Origin of the sequence: uncultured Marinobacter sp., assembly GCF_947488835.1 — a bacterium.
GTDB lineage: Bacteria > Pseudomonadota > Gammaproteobacteria > Pseudomonadales > Oleiphilaceae > Marinobacter.
Genome location: NZ_CANLBK010000001.1, coordinates 1,061,127 through 1,081,676 on the forward strand (window position 1 = coordinate 1,061,127; position 20,550 = coordinate 1,081,676).

Here is a 20,550-nt window from a genome sequence, read left to right on the forward strand (position 1 = left end):
ATCAGATCGGCATATTCATGATGTCTTCGTAAGCTCTAACCACCCGGTTACGTACCTGGGTTAAAGCTTCAAAAGACACAGTGGATTTCTGGGCTGCAATCATCACGCGGGTAATATCCACAGTGGGGTCGCCCATATCGTAGGCCGTGCGCAATGCGTTGGCATCCTGCTGAACCTCGTTCACATTGTTAACGGCCTTGCTCAGCATGTTGCCAAAGCTGGATGTTTCCTGGGTTTGATCAACCTGGCGCGGACCGTCGATACGGCCACGCACTGACAAATCCTGGTCAACACGCTGGTTCTGATTCATTTGCGAACGCAGTGCGCGGATATCGGAAAGAACACTGTTGATGTCGGCACGCTGAACCATAACTTTCTCCTGACACCACCCCTGCAGGGGCCGGCTTGCTGGTCTAACTGTATTGATTAAGACTAAGCAATGGTCAGGCCAGAATTACTTTACCCTTAATTTACATTAACTTATGAGCAACAACTGGAGACAGGCTGTCCATCGCGACAGAGTTTTGACAGGATTCAATTACCCACAATACCTGTGGATAAGATTGTTAACACAGCAAGGACAGGTCACCTACAACACCATGGAACGGGGCCTGCAGAGAACTGGTGCGAAATTGAACAGTATGAGGCGCGCAGGCATAAAAAAGGCACCCAGAGGGTGCCGAATGAAGGGGTACTACGGTAAATCGGGTTTACGCCATAGCCAGCTCAGCATCCAGATCTATTCCGGCCTCGCGCATCTGAGCCAACTTGTATCTCAGTGTTCTGGGGCTGATGCCCAACTGTTCGGCAGCCCTGTTGCGGCGACCCCGCTCGCTTTTGAGCGTCTGGATAATGATACGAAACTCCTGCTGGCGCAGATCATCTCCCAATGACCCAGCTTCAACGGCTGCCGGGGCTGTGTCGACTGCCTCTTGATATCCTGACGCTGGCAGCCCCTCGTGTGGCAGGAACGGCTCTTCAATACCCGCTGCAACCGGTACCGGGGCTGCCGATGCAAGTGCCTGACCATCGAAGCGTCCGCTGGTGCCCATATCGAGGCACAGGTCGCCCGCATGAATTACGTTACCCTGATGCAGAACCAGTGAACGCTGGATAGCATTATCGAGCTCCCGCACATTCCCGGGCCAACTATGCTGAGCCAGTGCATTGCGGGCATCGGCAGCAAAGCTGATGCCGGTCAGTTTCATTTTGCGGCAGTGCTTCTTCAACAAATAAGTTGCCATGGGCAGGATATCCAGCGGGCGCTCCCTCAATGGCTGCCAATGCATGGGAAATACGCTCAGCCGGTAATAAAGATCTTCCCGGAACCGGCCTTCCCGTACAAAATCTGCGAGATCCCGGTTGGTGGTCGCAATCACACGAACATCCAATGAGATGGTTTTGCGCCCACCTACCCGCTCCACTTCCCGCTCTTGCAGAACACGAAGCAATTTGGATTGCAGTGCCGGATCCATCTCTGACACTTCATCCAGCAAAATCGTTCCACCATTAGCTTGTTCGAATTTACCTGGCGCCGATGCTATCGCGCCGGTAAAGGCACCTTTCTCATGGCCAAAAAGAATCGCTTCAAGCATGTTCTCGGGAATAGCCGCACAATTTATGGCCACAAACGGCTGCTCCGCCCTGGGCGACTGCTGGTGAATGTACCTTGCCAGCACTTCTTTACCGGTACCGCTCTCGCCGGAAATCATTACTGTAGAATCACTGCCAGCCACCTTGGCTGCCAATTGGAATATGCGCTTACTGGCCGGATCTTCAGCTACTGGTTCATCGCCAGACTTCGGGCGACTGCCACCGACCACCTTGGTGACAGCATCAACCAATACTTTTGGCTCAAAGGGCTTAACCAAATAATCCACTGCACCGGATTGCATGGCAGAAACCGCATGGCTGATCTGTCCGTATGCGGTAATCAGCATCATCGGCAAGCCTGGATAAAGGCGCTGCACCTCTCCCAGCAGTTCATGGCCGGAGAGGCCGGGCATGTTTACATCACTAACCACCATATCGACTGGCGCCTCTGCCAGCCGGACCAAGGCCTCATGGGCATTGGCAGCTTCACGCACGCGAAACTTTGCCAGTTCCAGAGTGGTTACCAGCGCCTCCCGCAGGTCGCGGTCATCTTCAACAATCAGTATCTGAGCCTTGGCCATGGCTGCCTCCGATTAAACGGTCTTACGAGAAGGGTTACGAGAAATATTGCTCAAAAGCGGCAGGCGCAGAGTTGCAATAGCGCCGCCCTGCTCTGGCGAATCAATAGAAAACTGCCCTTGGTGCGCTTTAACAACGGCCTGCACAACCGCCAGGCCAAGCCCGGTTCCGTGAGATTTCGTTGTGTAAAAAGCTTCCGCCAGCCTGCCAGCTTCTGATCTGACAAAGCCCGGGCCGTTATCCATTACACGGATCAGTATCTCGCCCGCTTCCAACGTAACCTGGACAGCAACGGCGGTTGCACCAGCCTCAAGGCTGTTATTCACCAGATTGGTACAGGCGCCGACCAACGCATCCCGGTTACACATCAACCGACAATCCACTGGCACATCATTCCTTAGCATTACATCCGAGCCGGATGCGGGCTTAATGCCTTCCAGTGCCGATTCCAGAGCTGAAACAAGTGTTGCGGCAGAAAGCTCCTCCGCCAAACGAGTCTCGCCCCGGGCAAAAATCAACATATCTCGCACCTGTTGCTCCAGGTGCGTAAGCCGTGACATCAAGCGGGAAGCACAACGCTGGCGCATTTCGTCATCCAGATCATCCTGGGTTAAGTGACCGCCGTAGAGAATAGCTGCAGACAAAGGGGTGCGAATCTGGTGCGCAAGCGACGCAACCATCTTGCCCATGGCGGAAAGCCGCTGTGCGTGAGCAAGCTGTGATTGCAGGTGACGGGTTTCGGTCTGATCGGTCAGCAGAATCAACTGCCCTGGCTGGTTCTCCATAGTACGGATTTCAATGCTCACCCGGCGCCCATCTTTCAAAGACACCTCGTGACCATCATCCCGGCGTGGCGAGAAACAACGGCGTATCACATCCACCCAGCGCTCACCTTCCAAAGGCTCACCCAACAACGCCGCCGCCGCCGGATTACTCTGGGACACCACACCCTGGCTATCCAGAACCACCACACCCGCTGGCAGAGCTTTCAAAAGAGTAGAAAGCCGATCAGCCAACTGCTCCTTCTCCTCCAGTTCCTGCTGACGCTGCAGCGACTCTTGGCTCAATTCGCCAGACAACTGGTTAACCCGCGACTCCAGCGTGCGATAAGAATCGGTAATCTGCCGCGACATCTGGTTAAACATCTCCAACGCAGAATCCACCGCCTCATCATCCTGCTGCGGAAACAACGCCCTAACCTTATCGTTAGCATCCGCCGCAGCATTGGCCTGGGCCTCATGCTCCACCGACTGAATGACAAACTGTGCCTGACTCATAACCTGACTCCCGATTAACCCGTCATACCGGGCCACACCCTTCGGATGATTCGTTTGCAGGTTACAAAGCGAGCTTCGTGCCAACTAGACTTTTATTATATAAATCAAAGAGTAAAATTAACCAAAGAAAGACAAGCGACGGGTTTACGTCGCCCAGAAACGAGAAAACGCCAAAGGCCATAAACCTTTGACGTCTTATTGTCAGAATCCAAACCCAAGTAACAATCCAGCACCGCGGAACCAAATTGCGATGTACAGGCGGGATTGGGGAACTCTTTTTTTAAAGGACCGCTTGTCTGAGCAAAGCGAGTTTTGCGGCACTTTCAAAAAAGAGTTCCCCAGTCCCGCTACCCACCAATGCCGGCTAGATCAAGACTCCTCAGATTCCTCCTCCCGAAGCCCATACTTCCGAACCTTCTCAACCAACGTAGTCCGCCGAACCCTAAGCTTCTCCGCTGCCCGAGCAACCACTCCGCCCGCTTCATCCAAAGCCTGTTGAATCAACTGCCGCTCAAGGTTCGACAAATAATCCTTCAGATCAATGCCATTCACTGGCAACAAAGCCGGAGCATCCAACCCGACCAACCCGGGAATACCAGAAGGCATACCAGAATCCTCAATGGGCCGGTTCTCATCAAAGTCATCCACATACCGGAATTTCTTCGGCAGCTCCTGCACTCCGATTACCGAGTAGGGGTGCATAATGGCTAACCGCTCCACCAGATTCGCAAGCTCCCGCACGTTCCCGGGCCAGTCGTGACGGCACAAACTCATGATCGCGGCCGAATTCATTCGCAAAGAGCCGCGCTTCTCTTTCTCCATGCGAGAAATCAGCTCATTAATCAACAGCGGAATATCTTCCACGCGATCGCGCAGTGACGGGACTTCAATGGGGAAAACATTCAGGCGATAGTAGAGATCTTCCCGGAACTCACCGGATTCAATCATATCTTCAAGGTGTTTGTGGGTGGCCGCAATAACACGAACATCCGCAGAAATTGTCCGGTTACTGCCAACCCGCTCGAACGTACGTTCCTGCAAAACGCGCAGTATTTTTACCTGCATGTTCAGGGGCATATCGCCGATTTCATCCAGAAACAGAGTGCCGCCTTCCGCCATCTCGAAGCGCCCGACCCGTGCTGTAATAGCGCCGGTAAATGCACCCTTTTCATGGCCGAACAGTTCGCTTTCCAGCAACTCCGCAGGAATGGCGCCGCAGTTCACGGGCACAAACGGCTTGTCACGACGGGAGGAATGATAATGAAGGTTTCTGGCAACAACCTCTTTGCCGGTGCCAGACGGCCCGGTAATCAGGACACTCACATCCTTATCGGCCACTTGCTCCATCAGCTGGCGCACTTGCTGCACCTTGCGACTGGTACCAACAAGACTGCGAAACAGCTGCAGGCCTCGCTGCTCACCACGTTCCTTGGAGCGGCGGAACTGATCGCTGTATATTTGAGCGCGATACAACGAATCAACAAACTTGGTGTAGTTCAGCGGCCATTCCATGCGAGCAATGATGCGTGCGGCATCTGCTTCCGGGAGGCCTTTGAGTACAGGGTCGCCAACCATCAGGAAAGGGACGCCCTGCACCGCTTTGCACACTTTTTCAATGGTGCTGACGATGTTCGGGTCTTCCCCATTTACCACAGCAACCGAGATGTCCGCCAAGCTTCCGGCATCGCCAGATTCGAGGAGCGCCAAGGCTTCGCTGCCTGTTAAAACTTCCTCCTCGCCGATGAACTCCAGAATAGTCGCCAGATCCCGGCGCCTCGACTCGTCCTCACTCAGCACCAACACCTTGTTATTTTTGGACATTCACAAACATCTCTTTGGGGGATATGTGCGGTATTTAAGACTGTAAACACAGAAGAGTCAATTTTATGACGCTATTTAGGTTGGGTTGTTGAAACGTTCTGATAAGCCTTGGCGGCACTGCGGTTTCGATTCACGCCCTTCAAGGCCTGTTCCGCTTCGGCCTTGGCGCGGGTAGCGCCCTCGCCTGCTGCGTCCATAAACTGGCGCAACTCTTCAAGTCGTGTTCGAACCAGTTCCGGATCCGCCTGCCCGGCTTCCAGCGATGTCATCAAGGGCTCTATCGCAGGCTTAACCTGTGCATTGAGCCGAACCAAGGCGTCCCAATCCTGATCGGCGAGCGCGCGACCGAGGTCTGCCATGAGCTGATCGAAGCTATCCAGGTATGTCTGGAGTGCGGTTGAAGGGGGAGTTTGAGGGTCGGCCACAGCGTGTTCTCCTGGAAGCAAGGGATAGAATACGAACGACCCGGGACACGCCACCGGCAAACGCTAGCGGCTCAACCATTTACACCATAATCAGCGGCGAGCGTCCCGCCTCGCTGAGGAAGCCGTAAACTCGCTGCCACGGAACCCGGGCTCGAAATTATAAGCAGGATAGTTATTGTTCAAACCATCGATATAATAGCGTTTCGCCTTGAGGTCGTACGTCATCTCCATGGTAGTCCAGAATACTGGTACCTGGTAATAGCTGATGTTGTGAGCTTCGGACACACGCCACAAGTTACCAGCCTCGTCATACTCTTCCGACATCAGGATTTGCCAACTGTCTTCGTCCACGTAGAAAACACGACGGTCGTAGATGTGTTTGATGCCGGTGCGACGAGTTGCTTCGACAACCCAGACCCGGTGAAGCTCGTAACGGGTCAGCTCTTGATTGACATGCCCCGGGCGGATGACATCACTCGGCTTAACCGACTCATCATGCAGCTTGTAGGCATTGTAAGGAACAAACAATTCACGCTTGCCCTTTAGCTCCCAGTCATACTGGTTTGGCGCACCGTTATACATATCTTTCTGGTCTACAGAACGCAGCGACGAAGAGTTTGGCAAGTCTGTTTCATACGCAAGGTTCGGTGAGCGCCTCAGGCGCCGTGATCCAGCGTCGTAACGCCAAGCCAACCGAGGGGATCGCACCTGATCCAATGTTTCATGCACCAGCGTGATTGTTCCAGCCAGAGTGGATGGTGAAATCGTATCGGTCTTGAGATAGAAGATCTTGTTATCTATATCTGCAAGCTCAGTACCTTCCTTGCTGTAAGGGAAGTAGTAATCGTAGTGGTTAACCACCGGGTTGAAGGAGCCATCCACCTGCGGCGTCGCAGAGGCACTCCGGAAGGAAACTTCCTCACCACGGTAACGAAGAATGTGGTTCCACATCACCTCAAGCCCGCTCTTCGGGATTGGAAACGGGCTTGTCATAATCGTGTTGCGTACGCCGTTACCATTATCCAGTACTTCTGCAGTCAGAGCATTCTCATAGAACTTATCGTACACCTGCTCAGGAAATGCAGCGGTGCGGCGAGTCTGATAAACCGGCATAAAGAAGTTTGGGCCGTATTGGCTCAACATTTTGAGCGAGCCATCAGAGAGCTTGTCTTTGTAGAGATGCATATTGTTCGCAGTGATTACGAACAAGGTATCGTCTGCAGAGAAAGGGTCTATCTCAACCTGTCCCTTACGCCAGCTTGCTGGCGCCTCACGCAGCCCGCCTGTCCACTTGGGAATGCTGCCAGAGGCATTGCCTGCCCGCTCAGCACCAACCGGCGTCAAATCCTGTTTTAGCCGTTCTGCTTCAGCTACCGTTATTGCTGACAGCGCCTGGCCGGTGTACCCGACCAAAAAAACTGCCATACATGCGACTAATCGGCTCCGCATTCCTTACCCCTCCAGACAACCCAATAACCCAAAACGAAGCATGCTTTTTGCCAAATTCAAACGCCCGTTTCAAGTCATTAATTGTGTTTTATTGTCACCTGGGCGCAAGTCTGAAGGGGGATAAAGAAATCTGCAAACCAAAATGGTAGAATGGTGGATTAATTAAGGTGAGCGCTCGATGGCTTCTCAATGGTATTCGCTGGTTTCACAAAAATTGTTTCTTGCCAGCACGTTACTTGATGTCGCGGCCCAAACTACGATTACAGAAAGTTCGGCGCCACCGCAAAAATTGCAACAGGAAGCAGCAACACAAGGCTCTATCGAGCTACTGCTGAGGGCAAAACGATTGTTGCTGGTAATGATTGCCAAGCTTTACCAGAAGCGCCCAAACGGACCCCTGTCTCTCGCAGGCCTTGCCAGCCTTATTGGCGATGAGTGCTCAGAAATTGAGTTGCTTACCGCCCTCGAGCGGGATAGCGGAAGCTGGTGGAGCCACCTTGAGCAGCTCGAGACTGCCCAGAACAGCCCGCCCGTGACACGGAAGACGGTGAGTTCAGAAAACATTATTGCCGTCTCAGCAGAACTTGGGCCAGACCGTTCAGCCCTAGCTCTCAGAAGAACGCTGAAAGCCATGAAACAGTTTACCGACAATCTGGAAGCGCAGCACGGCGAGTGGTAACCCCTCCCGAGCACAGGGCTTCAGGTTCTCAACATTAAAAGGTTATTGAAATGTCACCATCGTTTTTTGAAATTGTACAACTGAACAACGGCGATTACGCCCTGCGGCGCATCGATGACGACAATGCGCCATTGGTCAAAATTTCGTTTTCAGATGAAGCCCGTGAAATGATGGGAGATCGGGATATGTCTGTGGCCAAAGCCATGATTGCAGCTGGAATAGAAGCCGCCGGGACTGTCTCTCACGACATTGACTGGGACGATGACGAGCTGGACATTTCAGATACCCAGCCCGCATACACCCTTCATTGAGACCAGGCTCAACGCTGCCTGAGAACAACCCCGTGGCTGTTACCTTTAGCGGCCGCTTCCTGCAAGGAGGCAAACGCTGTTTTACCCAGCTTCCCTGTCCACATAACTACTGCATGGCAGGTACCCGCACTGAGAGCTATTTCAGCAAGCTGGCGAGCCGGGTATTCCGCAGTGGAGCGCAAAACCAGCAGTTCACCGGTCACAATACCGTGCATCTTCTGCCACTTACTCACCAGCGCCTGGGGCGGGTCTATCCACGCCAGCCAGCGTTTCTCCTGGTTCAGCTGAGTCAGCATTGGCAATAGCAACTGGAAGTTCTCTACCTGCCCTTCCGGCAGAATGATTTCCGTCACATTGCCAGCCGGCTTGGGGCTTTCCACATCGGGCTTGTGCCGAGCCCGGATAACCGTGCGCTGCTTCGGGGCTGTGTATTCCGGTACCAGGCCAGACATAACGCTCTGCTGCCACGCAATATTCTGATTAAAGCTTAGCTGTTCCATATATTTACCCGCCTTTACAATGCGTCTGTGGTTATGCCGGCCCGATCAGTGCAGATCGGAACGCCGGATAACGCCCACACCCAGCCCTTCAATAAACAATTCCTGCTCTTTCAGATCGATTTCTATCGGCGAAAACTCTTCATTTTCGGCGATCAGATAGACTTTCGAACCTTCTTTTTTAAAACGCTTCACAGTCACTTCATCACCCACCCGGGCCACGACCACCTGGCCGTTGTGAACATCCTGAGTACTGTGTACAGCAAGCAGGTCACCATCAAGAATCCCGATATCCTTCATACTCATACCCCTGACTCGAAGCAGATAGTCAGCGGACGGCGAGAAGAATTCCGGCTTCAGTGTGCAATGCTCTTCAACGTGCTCCTGCGCCAGAATAGGACTGCCCGCAGCTACCTGGCCGATAACCGGCAAGCCGGGATCTTCAGCAACTTCAGGCAAGCGGATTCCCCTGCTGGCACCTGGAACCATTTCGATGGCGCCTTTACGCGCCAGTGCCCGCAAGTGCTCTTCTGCAGCATTCGCCGAGCGGAAACCCATCTCTGTCGCAATTTCTGCACGTGTAGGTGGATAACCGGTTTCGTCAACAGATCGACGAATAATTTCCAGTACCTGAGTCTGTCTTGCTGTCAGCTTCATTGTTTCGCTGCTCCGCTTGCTGCATGCAGGGCTTATACAAGCCGGGTCTTATATTTGATGGCGTATACAGTGATTCAACCATCCTGTTTTTTTATACAGTTAAATGACTATATACAGTGTTTTATCCAGTGTAAAGCCACGCACACCATTTTCTTGAAGCTCCCTGACTGGTAGTGCTTTGGTAGTATGATAAAGTGAAAAACCTCACACTCCGCCATAGAGAGAACCATGAATCAAACCATCACCTTAAACATGCCAGACATAGTCAAAACAGCCGACGGTAAAGAGCGCCGCGTGGGTGTGGAGATTGAATTGTCCGGGCTGGGATATCATGAGCTCGTAGACCTGGCTGCGGAATTGTTGAACGGCGAGTCAAAACCAGAGTCCCGCTATGTAAGCACGCTTGAAACCCCCTTTGGTCGTTTTATTATCGAATTGGACTCAGACCCAATCAAAGATCTGGACCTGGCAGACGAGCGCTTACCCCAACCCATCAGGGAACTTGGCGGGCAAGCAATGGAGGTAATAGACGCAGCGGCTGAACTGATTGTGCCGCTGGAAATTGTCAGCCCTCCCATGGAGCTTTCAGACTTGCGCCAGATTGAGATTTTGGTCGACGAGCTCAGGGAAGCAGGTGCACTGGGTAGCAGAAACGCGATCTATTTTGCATTCGGCTTACAGCTCAACCCGGAATTGCCGGATCTCAAGCCGACAACGCTCGTGCGCTACTACCAGGCGTTTGCAGTATTATATGAATGGCTAAAGGCGCGCCATCAGCTGGATATCAGCAGAAAGTTTACGCCATATATTGAGCCGTGGAGCAGCAAGTACACTGACCTGTTGATTGAGGACGACTATGTACCAGATCAGCGGCAGATGATGGTGGATTATCTTGAATCCAACCCCACCCGAAACCGGGCGCTGGATCTATTGCCCCTGTTCGCACATCTCGACAAGTCGCTGCTCGACGAGTACGTTGAAGACCCCCGTATTAAAAGCCGGCCTACCCTGCATTACAGACTTCCGGACTGTGACATCGACAACCCTGAATGGCATTTTTCTACTGTCTGGAATGACTGGGTCGTAGTCGAACAACTGGCGAATCATGCTGAGGATTTGAAAGAACTACGCACGCTGTTCAGGGACAGCCGTAAAATCAGCTTACGCAATCTGACCACAAGCTGGCAGGAAACCTCTGCAAACTGGCTCGAAAGCAAAGGCTATGTCTGAACACATCGATCCTGACGACAGCCTGCCAGGGCTAACCATAGGTATCAGCGGCCCGGCCCGGAAGCGTGTTGCCCAACGATTGATTAGTCTGGCGCTTCGTTTGAAGGGTGCGCACACTTACTACATCCGCCCTGGCGCGAGGGTGGATGTATCTCTGCTTGACGGCCTTGTGCTTTCCGGCGGGACTCACGTTCACCCTGAACGTTATGGCCAGCAACCTCAGGTGAGCGCCAAGTATGACAAAGCACGAGATAGCACAGATCGGCTGCTGCTGGAGCAAGCGGAGTCGATAGGAATCCCTGTACTGGGCATATGCAGGGGTGCGCAGTTCATCAACATATTCCACGGTGGCTCCCTGTGCCAGAACGTAACACCCCTGAGGGTAAACACCAGACACCGTCCTTTATTGCTACCAATGCAAACCGTGCGACTTGTAACGACAAGCCTGCTGGGGCAGGTTATGAGAGCGCCCGTAATAGGCGCCAACCGCATCCACAGCCAGGCCATAAAGCAGCTTGGTAAAAACCTGAAGGTCACTGCGGTGGATAACGACCTGTTTGTTCAAGCCATTGAAAGCACCCGGGGGCAATGGCTTATGGGGCTTCAATGGCACCCGGAATACCTGCTTTACCACGGTGGGCACAGGCGCATCTTCGGTCAATTTCTGGAGGCCGCCATGTCATTCAAGCTGGCCCGTTTGTCGAGTGGCACAGCCACCGAATCGTCACCAAGCGAAACCACCAACACTGATTGATGCTAGAAATCCCGGGTATAGAAGATATCCAGAGATGCAGCCAGCCCGCTGGCGGCTTCCAGATAGAAGTATTTGCCCAGATCATAACGCAGCGCCACTGTACTGATCGGCTCAAAAATTCCGACCCCGTAACGAACACTGAGTTCGTCGGTTAGGTAACCACTGGCCACCACCGATGTTTGATCGCCACTGCCCTCGGCTTCCAGGGTTAGCTGGCGTATGCCGAACTCTTCTCCAATCTGGCCTGTCACCCGGTTTACCTGGTTCAGGCCAAGGGAAATGGCAGCACGGCTCATTTGGCCATCGTCGCTTTGCCCACCGGGGGCGCGACCAAGAATCACATAAGACAGAGCATCTGTTTGCGGCATGGAAGGGCTGGAAAACACTTCTGTTGTGGGCGATTGAACCGGCCCACTTAATCGAATCCCCGCTACCACGGTATCCACCTGCCGGATCGCTTCAATATCCAGGTACGGCTGAACCAGATTACCAACAAACAGTAATCGCGCCCGACGCAGCTCAAGCTCCTGCCCATAGGCCTCGTATTGGCCGTTGACCAACTGCAGTGTGCCTCTTGTATCCATGTCGTTATGGATTCGCAAAGAGCCTTCCAGATCACCGGTCACCCCGAATGCCTTAAAAGTCACCTGATCTTCACCGACCACCACCGTGACATCCATATCCAGCGAGCGGATAAGAGGCTCCTCCTGCTCCACGCCCACAATCACTTCGTCTTCAGATACGGACACCGCCTGAGCAGGCAGACCTTTAATCTCGATACTTCCTCGGGGCACCTCAATCCGGCCTTCCACGCTCAGCGTGCTTTCACGGAAGGCAATGGTGAGATCTGGCGCCACTTCTACGTGCGCGTAGGGTTCCAGGCTAAAGGGTAACCGCTCTCCGGTAATGCGAATCTGGCCGCCGGGAGCCCCCTGCCAGTCGACTTCCCCCTCGATAACGGCTTCGCTGCGGGCGTTGCTATGAATTCGACCACGAATATCAGCGGAATAACCGTTGAGCTCAACGCTAACGATCACTTCTTCCATAGGCAGCGGTAAACGTGGATCTACCACCCGCCCATTGGTCAATGCAATCTCACCTTTCACTGCGGGTTTCATCAGGGGCCCGGAAATTGTTCCCTCGCCGTTAACCTCGCCAGCAATTTCCTCTAGCCCGGTAAACAAGCCGGCCAGAGCAATATCGAGCCCTTCCAGCTTGAACCTACCTTCAACTGGCCGGTCTGCGGCCATAGGGTCCAGGCTCATATCAACCGAAAGATTACCAAGTTCAGGCCCCGACAGCCGCACGGCCAGATCTGCCTGCTCGGGTTTCAGTTCCAGCTCTGTCCTCAGGGTTGTGTAACTCAAGGCTTCCCATTCGCCATCCAGCAGCATTTCGAAACGGCCTTCGCCCGCATCAAGCACTATCCGGCCATCCGGACCTGTATCGGTAGAGGTGAAGGCAATCTCGCCATTGATGCTGGATTGCCAACGCAAGGTCTCTGGCAAAAGCGGCGCCAAAGCCGCAGCCGGGAAACTGTCAACGCGGTAGGCAACACTAGGCACTGGCAGCAGGGTTTGGTCGTCAGCGCATACCGAGCTTTGCTGCCAGCGCCAACAATGTGCAGCAAAATTGAGTTCACCGTTTTCTTCATAGACAAGCCCGGCGGGCGCTTCCAGCTTCCAACTCTGCTCCTGCCCCGGCACATCAATCACACCGCGCGCAAGCTCGCCCTCCCAGCCTTTCCAGCCACCCGTAGCCGAACCTTTGAAATCCAGCTGCAGCCTTGCTTCCTCATGCTGAGCATCAAGAGTGACCGTATGCCCCCCTTGGGTACCTTGCGCCTTCACGGCTACTGACTCAATAGTTTGCCCACCGACGGAAAGACCTTTCCCCTGTACCTCACTGTTGAGGCGGAATCCCTCGTCCAACTGTGCATTTACATTGAGAGTTTCAACAACCAGCAGGTCTTGCCAGCGCAGTTCGGTTGCGCTGGCCGTCAAGGTTCCTCGCGGGTCATCGGGTGTACCGGCAAGCCGTAGCTGAAGATCGGCTTGCCCACCAAGGCCCGGCAAAATTTTCTCCGGCTCCGTCAGCATAAGGTTAAGACTGGCTGTTAATTGATTACCCAAACGCCCGCTACCTTCAACACGGTTATCACCAATAACCAGTTTCAGTTCCGGAACGTCCCAGTCACCGCTTGAAGTATCAAGGCGGCCTGCAATCACCGTGGGGCTGGCGCGCCATTGTCCCGCAAGGTCCCAACTGGCCGTCATATCAGGGACAGGGCCATCAGTAAGCTGACCCTCTGTGGTAACACCACCGCTGAGACTCGCTTCCAGAAACGGAGCCCAATAGCCGGGATTAAAGTTCTCCAGTTCCAGCGCCGCTTGCCAACTCAGCGGTCCAGCAAACCTGACAGCGCCCTCGCCAGAGAGTGAGCCTGCCTCGGTAACCGCTGAGAGCTCGGTCAACCGGACCTGGGAAGTGTCGCCATCAACCGCGGCCGCCAACTCTGTACTGCCTTGGGAGCTATCCACTTCGGCGGTGAGGTTTGCCTGATAACGCCCGTCACGCCATGAGGCGTTCCCATCGAGCCTGCGCAGATCAACCGGCGGCTTTTCCAAGCCGGCAATCAGCGAATACCAGGGAAACTGCCGGAGCTGTATGTCTGCTTCCGCACTCAAGCCGCCCTGCCACTGGGTGCTACCGGTCACTACGACCGTTTTGGGTGAGCTTTCTGCCGGGCTCTTCGCGTCTTTACTGACTGCCGTCAGCGCCAGACGTATGTCTTTGGCGTTAGCGGTTGTAACCAGTCCCGCCAGCTTCAACTCAACAGGCCCTTCGGTACCTGGCAACGTGGCCTGGCCTTTCGTCCTGAATCCGCTTTGCAAGTTGCCTTGAGCCTCCGCAAACCAGTTTTTCAGCACCAGAGTGTCTGGCAAAGCCTCCACCGCCCGGAAAGATTCAGAGGTTACCCGTAAGCGCGCTGGCAGGCTGGCTGCCAGAGGCTCTACCTTGCCTTCCAACGCAGCATTCAAATAACCGCGGCTCTGACCCGTAACTGCAAGATCCCTTACACTCCCAGACAACACCAGATCAATCACCCAGTCCGTGCCATAGGGCGGCGGCAGTGAAGCGCTAACGTCAAGATTTACGGGCCAGTCCCGTCGTGTTTCAACACGACCAGAGGCCACCACTGTGTATTCATCACGCTCGTAGTAAACCCGTTCAAGCGTCCAGTCCGTACCGGAACCCTTGGAATCAAGCTCGAATCTGTCCCACACTTTGCTGCCATTGAAGGTAAACGTGCCTAGCCGCACATCACTTACCCTGAGTCCAAGTGGCAACTCAAGCCGCGGCAAGCTGATGTCCTCCGGGGAGCTCTGCTGATCGTCCGAAGGCTGCACATTAACGTCCAGCTGTTCCAGATGCAGGGTTTCAAGGCAAAGCTGCAGATCAAAAAGACAGGAGGGTGACCAGTCTATCAGAGGGGCTTGAACCCTCACATCCACCCCATAGCCGTGCCACTCGATTCGGTCTGCTTGCCAGGTTCCGAACAGGGAGCCTTGGTCGTTCACGGCTTCAAGCCCCGGCACCTGGTCAATAACCCAGGCGGTGCCTGTTTCTGAGCGCAGCGCGAGCAATACCGCAGCAACCAAAACTATCGGAAGAAGTACAAACAAACCCAGAAGTAACACTATCCAGAATCGAAGGCGGCTCGTTCGCTTGCGCAGAGGTTTAGGCGGAGCGTCAGCACCGTTGTCTTTATTGTTTTTTTCCAGTTCCGTCACAACTCAGGCCCCATTGAGAAGTGAATCCGCCACTCACCACCAAATTCAGGATTCAAGCCCTTGGCAAGGTCCAAACGCAAAGGCCCCAGGGGGCTGATCCAGCGAATACCAGCGCCGACGCCGGTGGCAAGAGGGTCGAACAGGTCATTCACTGCGTTGCCATGGTCAACGAAAACAGCGGCTCGCCACTTTTGCGCAAACTGATACTGGTATTCAGCGCTACCCACCACCGTGTAGCGTCCACCCTCCGGAACGCCGCTATCATTTTCCGGCGAGAGCGTCTGGTAGCCATAACCGCGCACACTCTGGTCACCACCTGCGAAGAATCGCAAAGAAGGCGGCACATCTTCAAACTGGTTTGTCCCTACACCACCGATCTGAAGCCGTGACAAAAACCGGTGTTTTCCGGCAAGCGTATAGAGCCCCTTGGCAACGGCATTCACGTGCAGAATATCCACGCTGGAAAGAGCTGCTCTGTGGGAGCCAGTAACGTTAATCTGCAAACGATACCCTTTGCTGGGATCCAGGGGCGAGTTAACGTGCAACTTGGAGTAGCCAAGCCCCGGCAGCAGCAGCGTACTCGTATCCTGTTCATCATCGCCAATGCTGAAGCGCTCTCCCTCCCAACTCAAAGACAGGACCTGCAACCATTCATTATCCAGCTGATGCTGCCATTGCTGCCCAAACGTCAGCAGCTCTGATTCGATATTCTCGATATCTTCACGCTGGTAGCCCGCCGTAAAACGAATGAGGTCGGTCATGGGCGGGTCCAGCGGCAGCTCATACCAGGTGCTCAGGTTCTGCCTTGGCTCCGATAGTTCAGTTTCTGCACCGCGGGTGTGCCCCATCGGATTGATCCAGTGCTCCCGCCAAGTAGCCCTGAAGCGCGGCCCCACGTCTGTGGAAAATCCGAGGCCTGTGGCAATGGAGCGGCCATCCCGGCGGGTCAGACTGATGCGAACGGGGATGACACCATCCTCTGCGCTCGAGGGGGCCGCATCAATGTCTACACCTGAGAAGTAGCCACTACTGAGCAGGTCGCTGTTGAGCTTTGCAATTTCATCGGCGTGATACGGAATGCCCGGCTCAAACGTAACAAAATCGTGAAGGAGGTCACTTTCGAACCAGTGCCCATCTTCAAAGGTAACCGCCCCCAGCCGGTACCGGTCGCCGCTTTCGAACACCAGAGTGATGTTAGCCTCCAGGGTTTCCGGGTTCACTTCCAGGCTACGGGTAACAAGCCGGCCATCAAAGTAACCCCTGCGCCGGGCGCGGGTTTGCAGGATATTCCTGAGATTGCTGTAGTCGCCGTGGTTCAATATGTCGCCTTCGGCAGGATGGACAGGCAGGTTGTCGGTAAAACGCCGGTCGGTCGATGCAGCCCCGCGGATTTCAACGGTACGGGTCTTGATACGAACCGGGTCGCCAGGTGTTATCTCCAGAGTCAGATGCGCCGTTTCTTCGGAATCCCCCTCATCTACCTGCCAGTCCACAATTGGGCTGTAATAGCCTAGTGCTCGCAGCCCTTTGCGAGCCTGGCTAACCGCCGTAGAGGCATAGCGTCGAAGGTTACCGGCACTGCGGCCCTCCACCTCGCCAATGAAGGCTTCGGCATTTTCCTTAAGACCGGGATAGTCTCCTTTGACTCGCACTTCAACCTGTTGAGCCATGCCCGTGGAAGACCACAGCAAAAGCAGCAGGCCCAGCAGCCGGATCTGTCCCGATTTCAAAATGTGATCAAGTGATAGCATCCGGCTGTTTCAGTGTTGCTCGTAACGGAAGTGATTATCGCTCAAGCGTGAGAGTTTAACGACGGGTGGTCAAGTTAATCCGCGCTCAGACAAGTCGTCGACCCGGCGCAAATGCGCTAACCTGTCGAAATACCTGCGAACGCTATTACACCATAGAGGACGGACACCCGCGAATGCTGAAAATTAACCGCGAGAATCTCAAGTCCAGTCACCAGATCACCTGGCTGATTATCGATTTCCTGATGCTGGGACTGATCATCATCAACCTCGCGTTTATTATCTGGGATTCTGTCTATAACTTCGTCGCTATCCAGAATGTGTTAAAAGAGCATCTCCCCGCCTTTCAGGCGGCCTACCACCCAATCCACGAAAACTTCATATTCTACGACGCCATGTTCGTTGCGGTGTTTCTGGCTGAGTTTTCCCTGCGCTGGGGCTATGCAATCAAGGCCAAAGTGTACGACCGCTGGTACTTTTACCCCTTCATCCACTGGTATGATCTGGTGGGTTGTATACCTGTAGGCAGCTTGCGGTTCCTGAGGATTTTGCGAATCGTGTCCATTGTGCACCGCCTGCATCAGCACAAGATCATTGATGTTACCAACACCGGAATTTATCGCTTCGTCAACTTCTACTACGAAGCTTTTATGGAAGAACTTTCTGACCGTATCGTCGGCAAGGTTCTGAGTGGTGTGCAACACGAAATTACTCTGGGCTCGCCGCTTTTTGAGAAGGTTCAAAACGATATTCTGTACCCGCGACGAGAGATGCTGTCTGGATGGATCTCCCAGCGGGTTGCCCAAGCTGCCAAGGAAGGTTATGTACCCAACCGCGGCGCACTCAGAAATTACCTTGAAGACCGCGTTGACCATGCGCTGAAACAGAACGTGGAACTGTCACGGCTCAAATACCTGCCGATAGTGGGCTCAACCATTCAGGAAACCCTTGAGGAAGCAGTGGGGGATATTGTAGCCAACGTTATCCAGCAAATTCTGGAAGACCTGGCCTCTTCTGCAAACCATGCGTTTATTGAAGATATAGTGAACGCCTTTATTCGCGGGCCAGGAGAAGCAGACAGCGTTGAGGAAAGAAACGAAGCGCTGATCGCGCTGATTGTCGAAATTATTGAAGCCATCAAAGGTCAGGTCAAAGTCAAACGCTGGCGAGAGCAGCTCCCTTAATATAATAAGAGAAGAAACATGGATCCATTGCATTATCAGCCAGCCCACGTGCTGCTTGCACAACTTGAAGCCGGCACCCTGAGCAGCGAAAAGCTGGTGACTGACCTACTCGCACAAATCCGCCAACACAACCCTTCAGTAAACGCCATTGTTACGCTCGACGAAGCTCGCGCGCTTGAGCAGGCGCGACAGTCCGACCAAAAGCGAGCGGCGGGCATGGAGGTTGGCCCATTGCTTGGCCTGCCCATGACTGTGAAAGACACCTGGGAAGTAACCGGGATGGCTTGCACTGCCGGCGCCAGCGCGCTGCGCGACCACAAGCCTGAGCACCATGCCGATGTAGTGCAACGCCTGGAAGAGGCTGGCGCTATTATTCTGGGCAAAACCAACGTGCCGGTTTATGCCACCGACCTGCAAAGCTACAACAAGCTGTTTGGCGTAACTAACAATCCACATAACCCTGCCCACACGCCGGGCGGCTCCTCAGGTGGCGCAGCTGCGGCCTTGGCAGCAGGGATGACACCTTTGGAAGTGGGTAGCGATCTGGCAGGCTCCATTCGTATTCCAGCGCATTTTTGCGGCGTATTCGGGCACAAGCCGTCGCGTACATTGGTGTCCTTTCGCGGGCACATTCCCGGGCCCCCAGGCACGCAATCGCAACCGGATCTGGCAGAAGGAGGGCCTCTCGCCCGGAATGCGAGGGATCTCGAACTGCTTTTGAAGGTTATTGCTGGCCCAAAGCCAGTTGATAGCCGGAGCTGGCAGCTGGAGATGATGCCCTCACGCTTGGAAACCCTGACGCAGGCGCGGGTCGGGCTATGGCTCGAAGACACCCTGTGCCCGGTAGAAAAGGAACTGACCGACGGCTACCGAGCGTTAGGCAAACAGCTTGCCGACAAAGGCGCTCTTGTATCAGACGCCAGACACCCCCTTTTGATCCTTGAGCACATACTACCCTCCTACTTCAATCTGCTGGGCAGCCTGCTAAGCACGTCGTTAAAACCTGCCCAGCGTCGCCAGTTAAAATGGATCGCCCGGCTGGAAAAGTGGCTTACCTTCTTTGGCCCCATGACACCCTTCATTGGCGAGTACGGCCGTGGCGCAAACCAGCCCGCCTACCAATGGATGGCCATGAGCGAAGCGCGGGAGAAAATGCGAGTCGAAATTGAAGCCTTGTTTCAGGAAATAGATGTGCTTCTAACGCCCATAACCCCTACGGCTGCTATCCGGCATGATCATTCCAACCCCGTGTTCAAACGTCGCATTACCGTTGCCGGACAACCCCGCGCCTACATGGATCAGTTTTGCTGGATTGCGTTCGCCACGCTTCTCGGTTTACCAGCCACGTCCGTTCCCATCGGGCGCACCAGAGAAGGGCTGCCGTTTAACGTTCAGGTGATCGGAGCGCCGGGCATGGACCTGACCACCATTGGCTTCGCACGCTTGCTTGAAGAGGCCGGGCTGGCAGGATTTGAGGTTCCGAACGGTTTCCAGGGCCAGAAAGCCCGCTAATAAGTATCATTCTCATTGCACTTTTTAAACATTCATCTATTATGTTTGTTAACGATAGATGGGAGGTGAGTCATGAGATACCAAAGCATTCTTGGAAACTGCAACGAAACAACCATTGGCGGCATGGTCAAACAATGTCCGGAAACATCCTCCGTGTTTCAAAGCCACAGTCTTGATGTGAGTAACGATCACAACAAGACTGTGCAGGAAGCTGCAGCGCAAGCGGGTATACCGGGGAAAACCTTATGCAGAGAACTGTTCGATGTGTGTATGGAACACAAGCCGCTGGAGAAAATGGAAACAGAGACACTACTGGAACTGCTGAACACTGAATATTACGACGTTCACCTTCAGCAGTTGCCTGCCCTGCACCGCCTGGCGAGAAAAATTGAAGCCGTACACCGGGCAACTCCGGGCGTACCTCTGGGAATAACCCGGTCGGTGAAACAGGTTGAGCAAATACTGACCAATCACATTCAACATCAAGAAGGCGGTAAGCTCTGCTGTCTGCAGCATGATCTTCTTAAACTGCAACTTCGCGGGCTGAGAGAACTAACCGGCAAATACACAGCTCCCGAAGCCGCCTGCCGCTCATGGCGCAGGCTGTATGACGAACTTAAAAGCCTTGATTTCAGCTTGTCGGAGCAGATATATCTGGAGCGAGACATCTTGGCGCCACGATTTCAGCCCTGACGTTCAATCGGCGCAGCAACACGCTGCGTTAAGCGAATAGTAGAGAACCTCTGAATAATGCCACCGACTTCGGCCTTGCTATTCAGAGGTTCCTGCTCTTACTGCTTACTCGTTTTTTTCAATATACGATTGATAGACAACAATTGACGCGTTCAAACTGTCTCGATACGCAGCGCCATATTGATTACCACCCGATTCCGCTTCACGTATAGCTGCGCTGTATTGCTGGAAACCTTGCTGAGCAAATGCCAAAGCAGCAGGTACACCATCCCGCCCCGCTACAAAGGCAAGACGCTCACATTCTCTGGTTTCTGCGTCGCTCATAATACTCCTTTTACCCAGCCCGG

At 54.0% G+C, this 20,550-nt stretch carries 18 protein-coding genes; 7 read left to right on the forward strand and 11 right to left on the reverse strand.

The window, feature by feature from the left end; all coding sequences use genetic code 11:
- Nucleotide 1: 1 nt before the first annotated feature.
- The 6 genes from fliE to Q0824_RS04960 form a co-directional block, all read right to left on the reverse strand.
- Nucleotides 2-370 (reverse strand): flagellar hook-basal body complex protein FliE, encoded by a 369-nt coding sequence (gene fliE, locus Q0824_RS04935; protein WP_298448056.1) that lies wholly within the window; start codon nt 368-370, stop codon nt 2-4.
- A gap of 340 nt (nt 371-710) precedes the next feature.
- Nucleotides 711-2,174: a sigma-54 dependent transcriptional regulator gene (locus Q0824_RS04940; RefSeq protein ID WP_298448058.1), complete on the reverse strand. Its 1,464-nt coding sequence runs from the start codon at nt 2,172-2,174 to the stop codon at nt 711-713.
- 12 nt (nt 2,175-2,186) lie between these two features.
- Nucleotides 2,187-3,449: an ATP-binding protein gene (locus tag Q0824_RS04945; protein ID WP_298448060.1), complete on the reverse strand. Its 1,263-nt coding sequence runs from the start codon at nt 3,447-3,449 to the stop codon at nt 2,187-2,189.
- Nucleotides 3,450-3,818: 369 nt separating this feature from the next.
- Nucleotides 3,819-5,270, reverse strand: coding sequence for a sigma-54 dependent transcriptional regulator (locus Q0824_RS04950; protein WP_298448062.1), 1,452 nt, complete (start codon nt 5,268-5,270; stop codon nt 3,819-3,821).
- Nucleotides 5,271-5,341: 71 nt separating this feature from the next.
- Entirely contained in the window at nt 5,342-5,695 is a 354-nt protein-coding gene (locus Q0824_RS04955; protein WP_298448064.1) for an SOS cell division inhibitor, read from the reverse strand.
- Nucleotides 5,696-5,785: 90 nt separating this feature from the next.
- Complete coding sequence (locus tag Q0824_RS04960) at nt 5,786-7,144, reverse strand: DUF1329 domain-containing protein (protein ID WP_366521628.1); 1,359 nt, start codon at nt 7,142-7,144, stop codon at nt 5,786-5,788.
- A 178-nt stretch (nt 7,145-7,322) separates the two neighbouring features.
- Here Q0824_RS04960 and Q0824_RS04965 point away from each other — a divergent pair, with 178 nt between their 5' ends.
- Nucleotides 7,323-7,823 carry a DUF6586 family protein gene (locus Q0824_RS04965; RefSeq protein ID WP_298448068.1) on the forward strand — a complete coding sequence of 167 codons (501 nt, stop codon included), beginning with the start codon at nt 7,323-7,325 and terminating at the stop codon, nt 7,821-7,823.
- A 50-nt stretch (nt 7,824-7,873) separates the two neighbouring features.
- The gene (locus tag Q0824_RS04970; protein ID WP_298448070.1) at nt 7,874-8,134 is read left to right on the forward strand and encodes a hypothetical protein; all 261 of its coding nucleotides are present in this window, start codon (nt 7,874-7,876) and stop codon (nt 8,132-8,134) included.
- A gap of 8 nt (nt 8,135-8,142) precedes the next feature.
- Here Q0824_RS04970 and Q0824_RS04975 read toward each other — a convergent pair whose 3' ends face one another.
- Both Q0824_RS04975 and lexA read right to left on the reverse strand, forming a co-directional pair.
- Nucleotides 8,143-8,634, reverse strand: a complete 492-nt coding sequence (locus Q0824_RS04975; protein WP_298448072.1) for a SulA-like leucine-rich domain-containing protein — start codon at nt 8,632-8,634, stop codon at nt 8,143-8,145.
- Nucleotides 8,635-8,679: 45 nt separating this feature from the next.
- Nucleotides 8,680-9,288 carry a transcriptional repressor LexA gene (lexA, locus tag Q0824_RS04980; RefSeq protein WP_298448074.1) on the reverse strand — a complete coding sequence of 203 codons (609 nt, stop codon included), beginning with the start codon at nt 9,286-9,288 and terminating at the stop codon, nt 8,680-8,682.
- A gap of 228 nt (nt 9,289-9,516) precedes the next feature.
- Between lexA and Q0824_RS04985 the strand changes: the two genes are divergently transcribed.
- Nucleotides 9,517-10,518, forward strand: a complete 1,002-nt coding sequence (locus Q0824_RS04985; RefSeq protein WP_298448075.1) for an amidoligase family protein — start codon at nt 9,517-9,519, stop codon at nt 10,516-10,518.
- Nucleotides 10,511-11,272 carry a type 1 glutamine amidotransferase gene (locus tag Q0824_RS04990; protein WP_298448076.1) on the forward strand — a complete coding sequence of 254 codons (762 nt, stop codon included), beginning with the start codon at nt 10,511-10,513 and terminating at the stop codon, nt 11,270-11,272. Before Q0824_RS04985 ends, Q0824_RS04990 begins: the two co-directional genes overlap by 8 nt.
- Nucleotides 11,273-11,274: 2 nt before the next feature.
- On the opposite strand, the gene Q0824_RS04995 is transcribed toward Q0824_RS04990, so the two are convergent.
- On the reverse strand, nt 11,275-15,066 hold the full coding sequence (locus Q0824_RS04995) for a translocation/assembly module TamB domain-containing protein (protein WP_298448077.1): 3,792 nt from the start codon (nt 15,064-15,066) through the stop codon (nt 11,275-11,277).
- The gene (locus Q0824_RS05000; protein ID WP_298448078.1) at nt 15,063-16,817 is read right to left on the reverse strand and encodes an autotransporter assembly complex family protein; all 1,755 of its coding nucleotides are present in this window, start codon (nt 16,815-16,817) and stop codon (nt 15,063-15,065) included. Before Q0824_RS05000 ends, Q0824_RS04995 begins: the two co-directional genes overlap by 4 nt.
- Nucleotides 16,818-16,990: 173 nt before the next feature.
- Between Q0824_RS05000 and Q0824_RS05005 the strand changes: the two genes are divergently transcribed.
- The 3 genes from Q0824_RS05005 to Q0824_RS05015 all read left to right on the forward strand — a co-directional run bounded on the left by Q0824_RS05005 (nt 16,991) and on the right by Q0824_RS05015 (nt 20,203).
- Complete coding sequence (locus tag Q0824_RS05005) at nt 16,991-17,998, forward strand: hypothetical protein (RefSeq protein ID WP_298448079.1); 1,008 nt, start codon at nt 16,991-16,993, stop codon at nt 17,996-17,998.
- 18 nt (nt 17,999-18,016) lie between these two features.
- Complete coding sequence (locus tag Q0824_RS05010; RefSeq protein ID WP_298448080.1) at nt 18,017-19,510, forward strand: amidase; 1,494 nt, start codon at nt 18,017-18,019, stop codon at nt 19,508-19,510.
- 72 nt (nt 19,511-19,582) lie between these two features.
- The gene (locus Q0824_RS05015) at nt 19,583-20,203 is read left to right on the forward strand and encodes a hypothetical protein (protein ID WP_298448081.1); all 621 of its coding nucleotides are present in this window, start codon (nt 19,583-19,585) and stop codon (nt 20,201-20,203) included.
- A gap of 105 nt (nt 20,204-20,308) precedes the next feature.
- Here the strand turns inward: Q0824_RS05015 and Q0824_RS05020 are convergent, their stop codons facing one another.
- The gene (locus Q0824_RS05020) at nt 20,309-20,527 is read right to left on the reverse strand and encodes a hypothetical protein (protein WP_298448082.1); all 219 of its coding nucleotides are present in this window, start codon (nt 20,525-20,527) and stop codon (nt 20,309-20,311) included.
- Between the last annotated feature and the right edge of the window lie 23 nt (nt 20,528-20,550).

What these genes read in the sequence shown, in the direction of transcription:
- Q0824_RS05020 (WP_298448082.1), bottom strand. Translation starts at nt 20,527, where the DNA reads ATGAGCGACGCAGAAACCAGAGAATGTGAGCGTCTTGCCTTTGTAGCG.
- Q0824_RS04985 (WP_298448075.1), top strand. Translation starts at nt 9,517, where the DNA reads ATGAATCAAACCATCACCTTAAACATGCCAGACATAGTCAAAACAGCC.
- Q0824_RS04960 (WP_366521628.1), bottom strand. Translation starts at nt 7,144, where the DNA reads ATGCGGAGCCGATTAGTCGCATGTATGGCAGTTTTTTTGGTCGGGTAC.
- Q0824_RS05000 (WP_298448078.1), bottom strand. Translation starts at nt 16,817, where the DNA reads ATGCTATCACTTGATCACATTTTGAAATCGGGACAGATCCGGCTGCTG.
- Q0824_RS04940 (WP_298448058.1), bottom strand. Translation starts at nt 2,174, where the DNA reads ATGGCCAAGGCTCAGATACTGATTGTTGAAGATGACCGCGACCTGCGG.
- Q0824_RS05015 (WP_298448081.1), top strand. Translation starts at nt 19,583, where the DNA reads ATGAGATACCAAAGCATTCTTGGAAACTGCAACGAAACAACCATTGGC.
- fliE (WP_298448056.1), bottom strand. Translation starts at nt 370, where the DNA reads ATGGTTCAGCGTGCCGACATCAACAGTGTTCTTTCCGATATCCGCGCA.
- lexA (WP_298448074.1), bottom strand. Translation starts at nt 9,288, where the DNA reads ATGAAGCTGACAGCAAGACAGACTCAGGTACTGGAAATTATTCGTCGA.
- Q0824_RS05005 (WP_298448079.1), top strand. Translation starts at nt 16,991, where the DNA reads ATGCTGAAAATTAACCGCGAGAATCTCAAGTCCAGTCACCAGATCACC.
- Q0824_RS05010 (WP_298448080.1), top strand. Translation starts at nt 18,017, where the DNA reads ATGGATCCATTGCATTATCAGCCAGCCCACGTGCTGCTTGCACAACTT.
- Q0824_RS04990 (WP_298448076.1), top strand. Translation starts at nt 10,511, where the DNA reads ATGTCTGAACACATCGATCCTGACGACAGCCTGCCAGGGCTAACCATA.
- Q0824_RS04975 (WP_298448072.1), bottom strand. Translation starts at nt 8,634, where the DNA reads ATGGAACAGCTAAGCTTTAATCAGAATATTGCGTGGCAGCAGAGCGTT.
- Q0824_RS04970 (WP_298448070.1), top strand. Translation starts at nt 7,874, where the DNA reads ATGTCACCATCGTTTTTTGAAATTGTACAACTGAACAACGGCGATTAC.
- Q0824_RS04950 (WP_298448062.1), bottom strand. Translation starts at nt 5,270, where the DNA reads ATGTCCAAAAATAACAAGGTGTTGGTGCTGAGTGAGGACGAGTCGAGG.
- Q0824_RS04965 (WP_298448068.1), top strand. Translation starts at nt 7,323, where the DNA reads ATGGCTTCTCAATGGTATTCGCTGGTTTCACAAAAATTGTTTCTTGCC.
- Q0824_RS04945 (WP_298448060.1), bottom strand. Translation starts at nt 3,449, where the DNA reads ATGAGTCAGGCACAGTTTGTCATTCAGTCGGTGGAGCATGAGGCCCAG.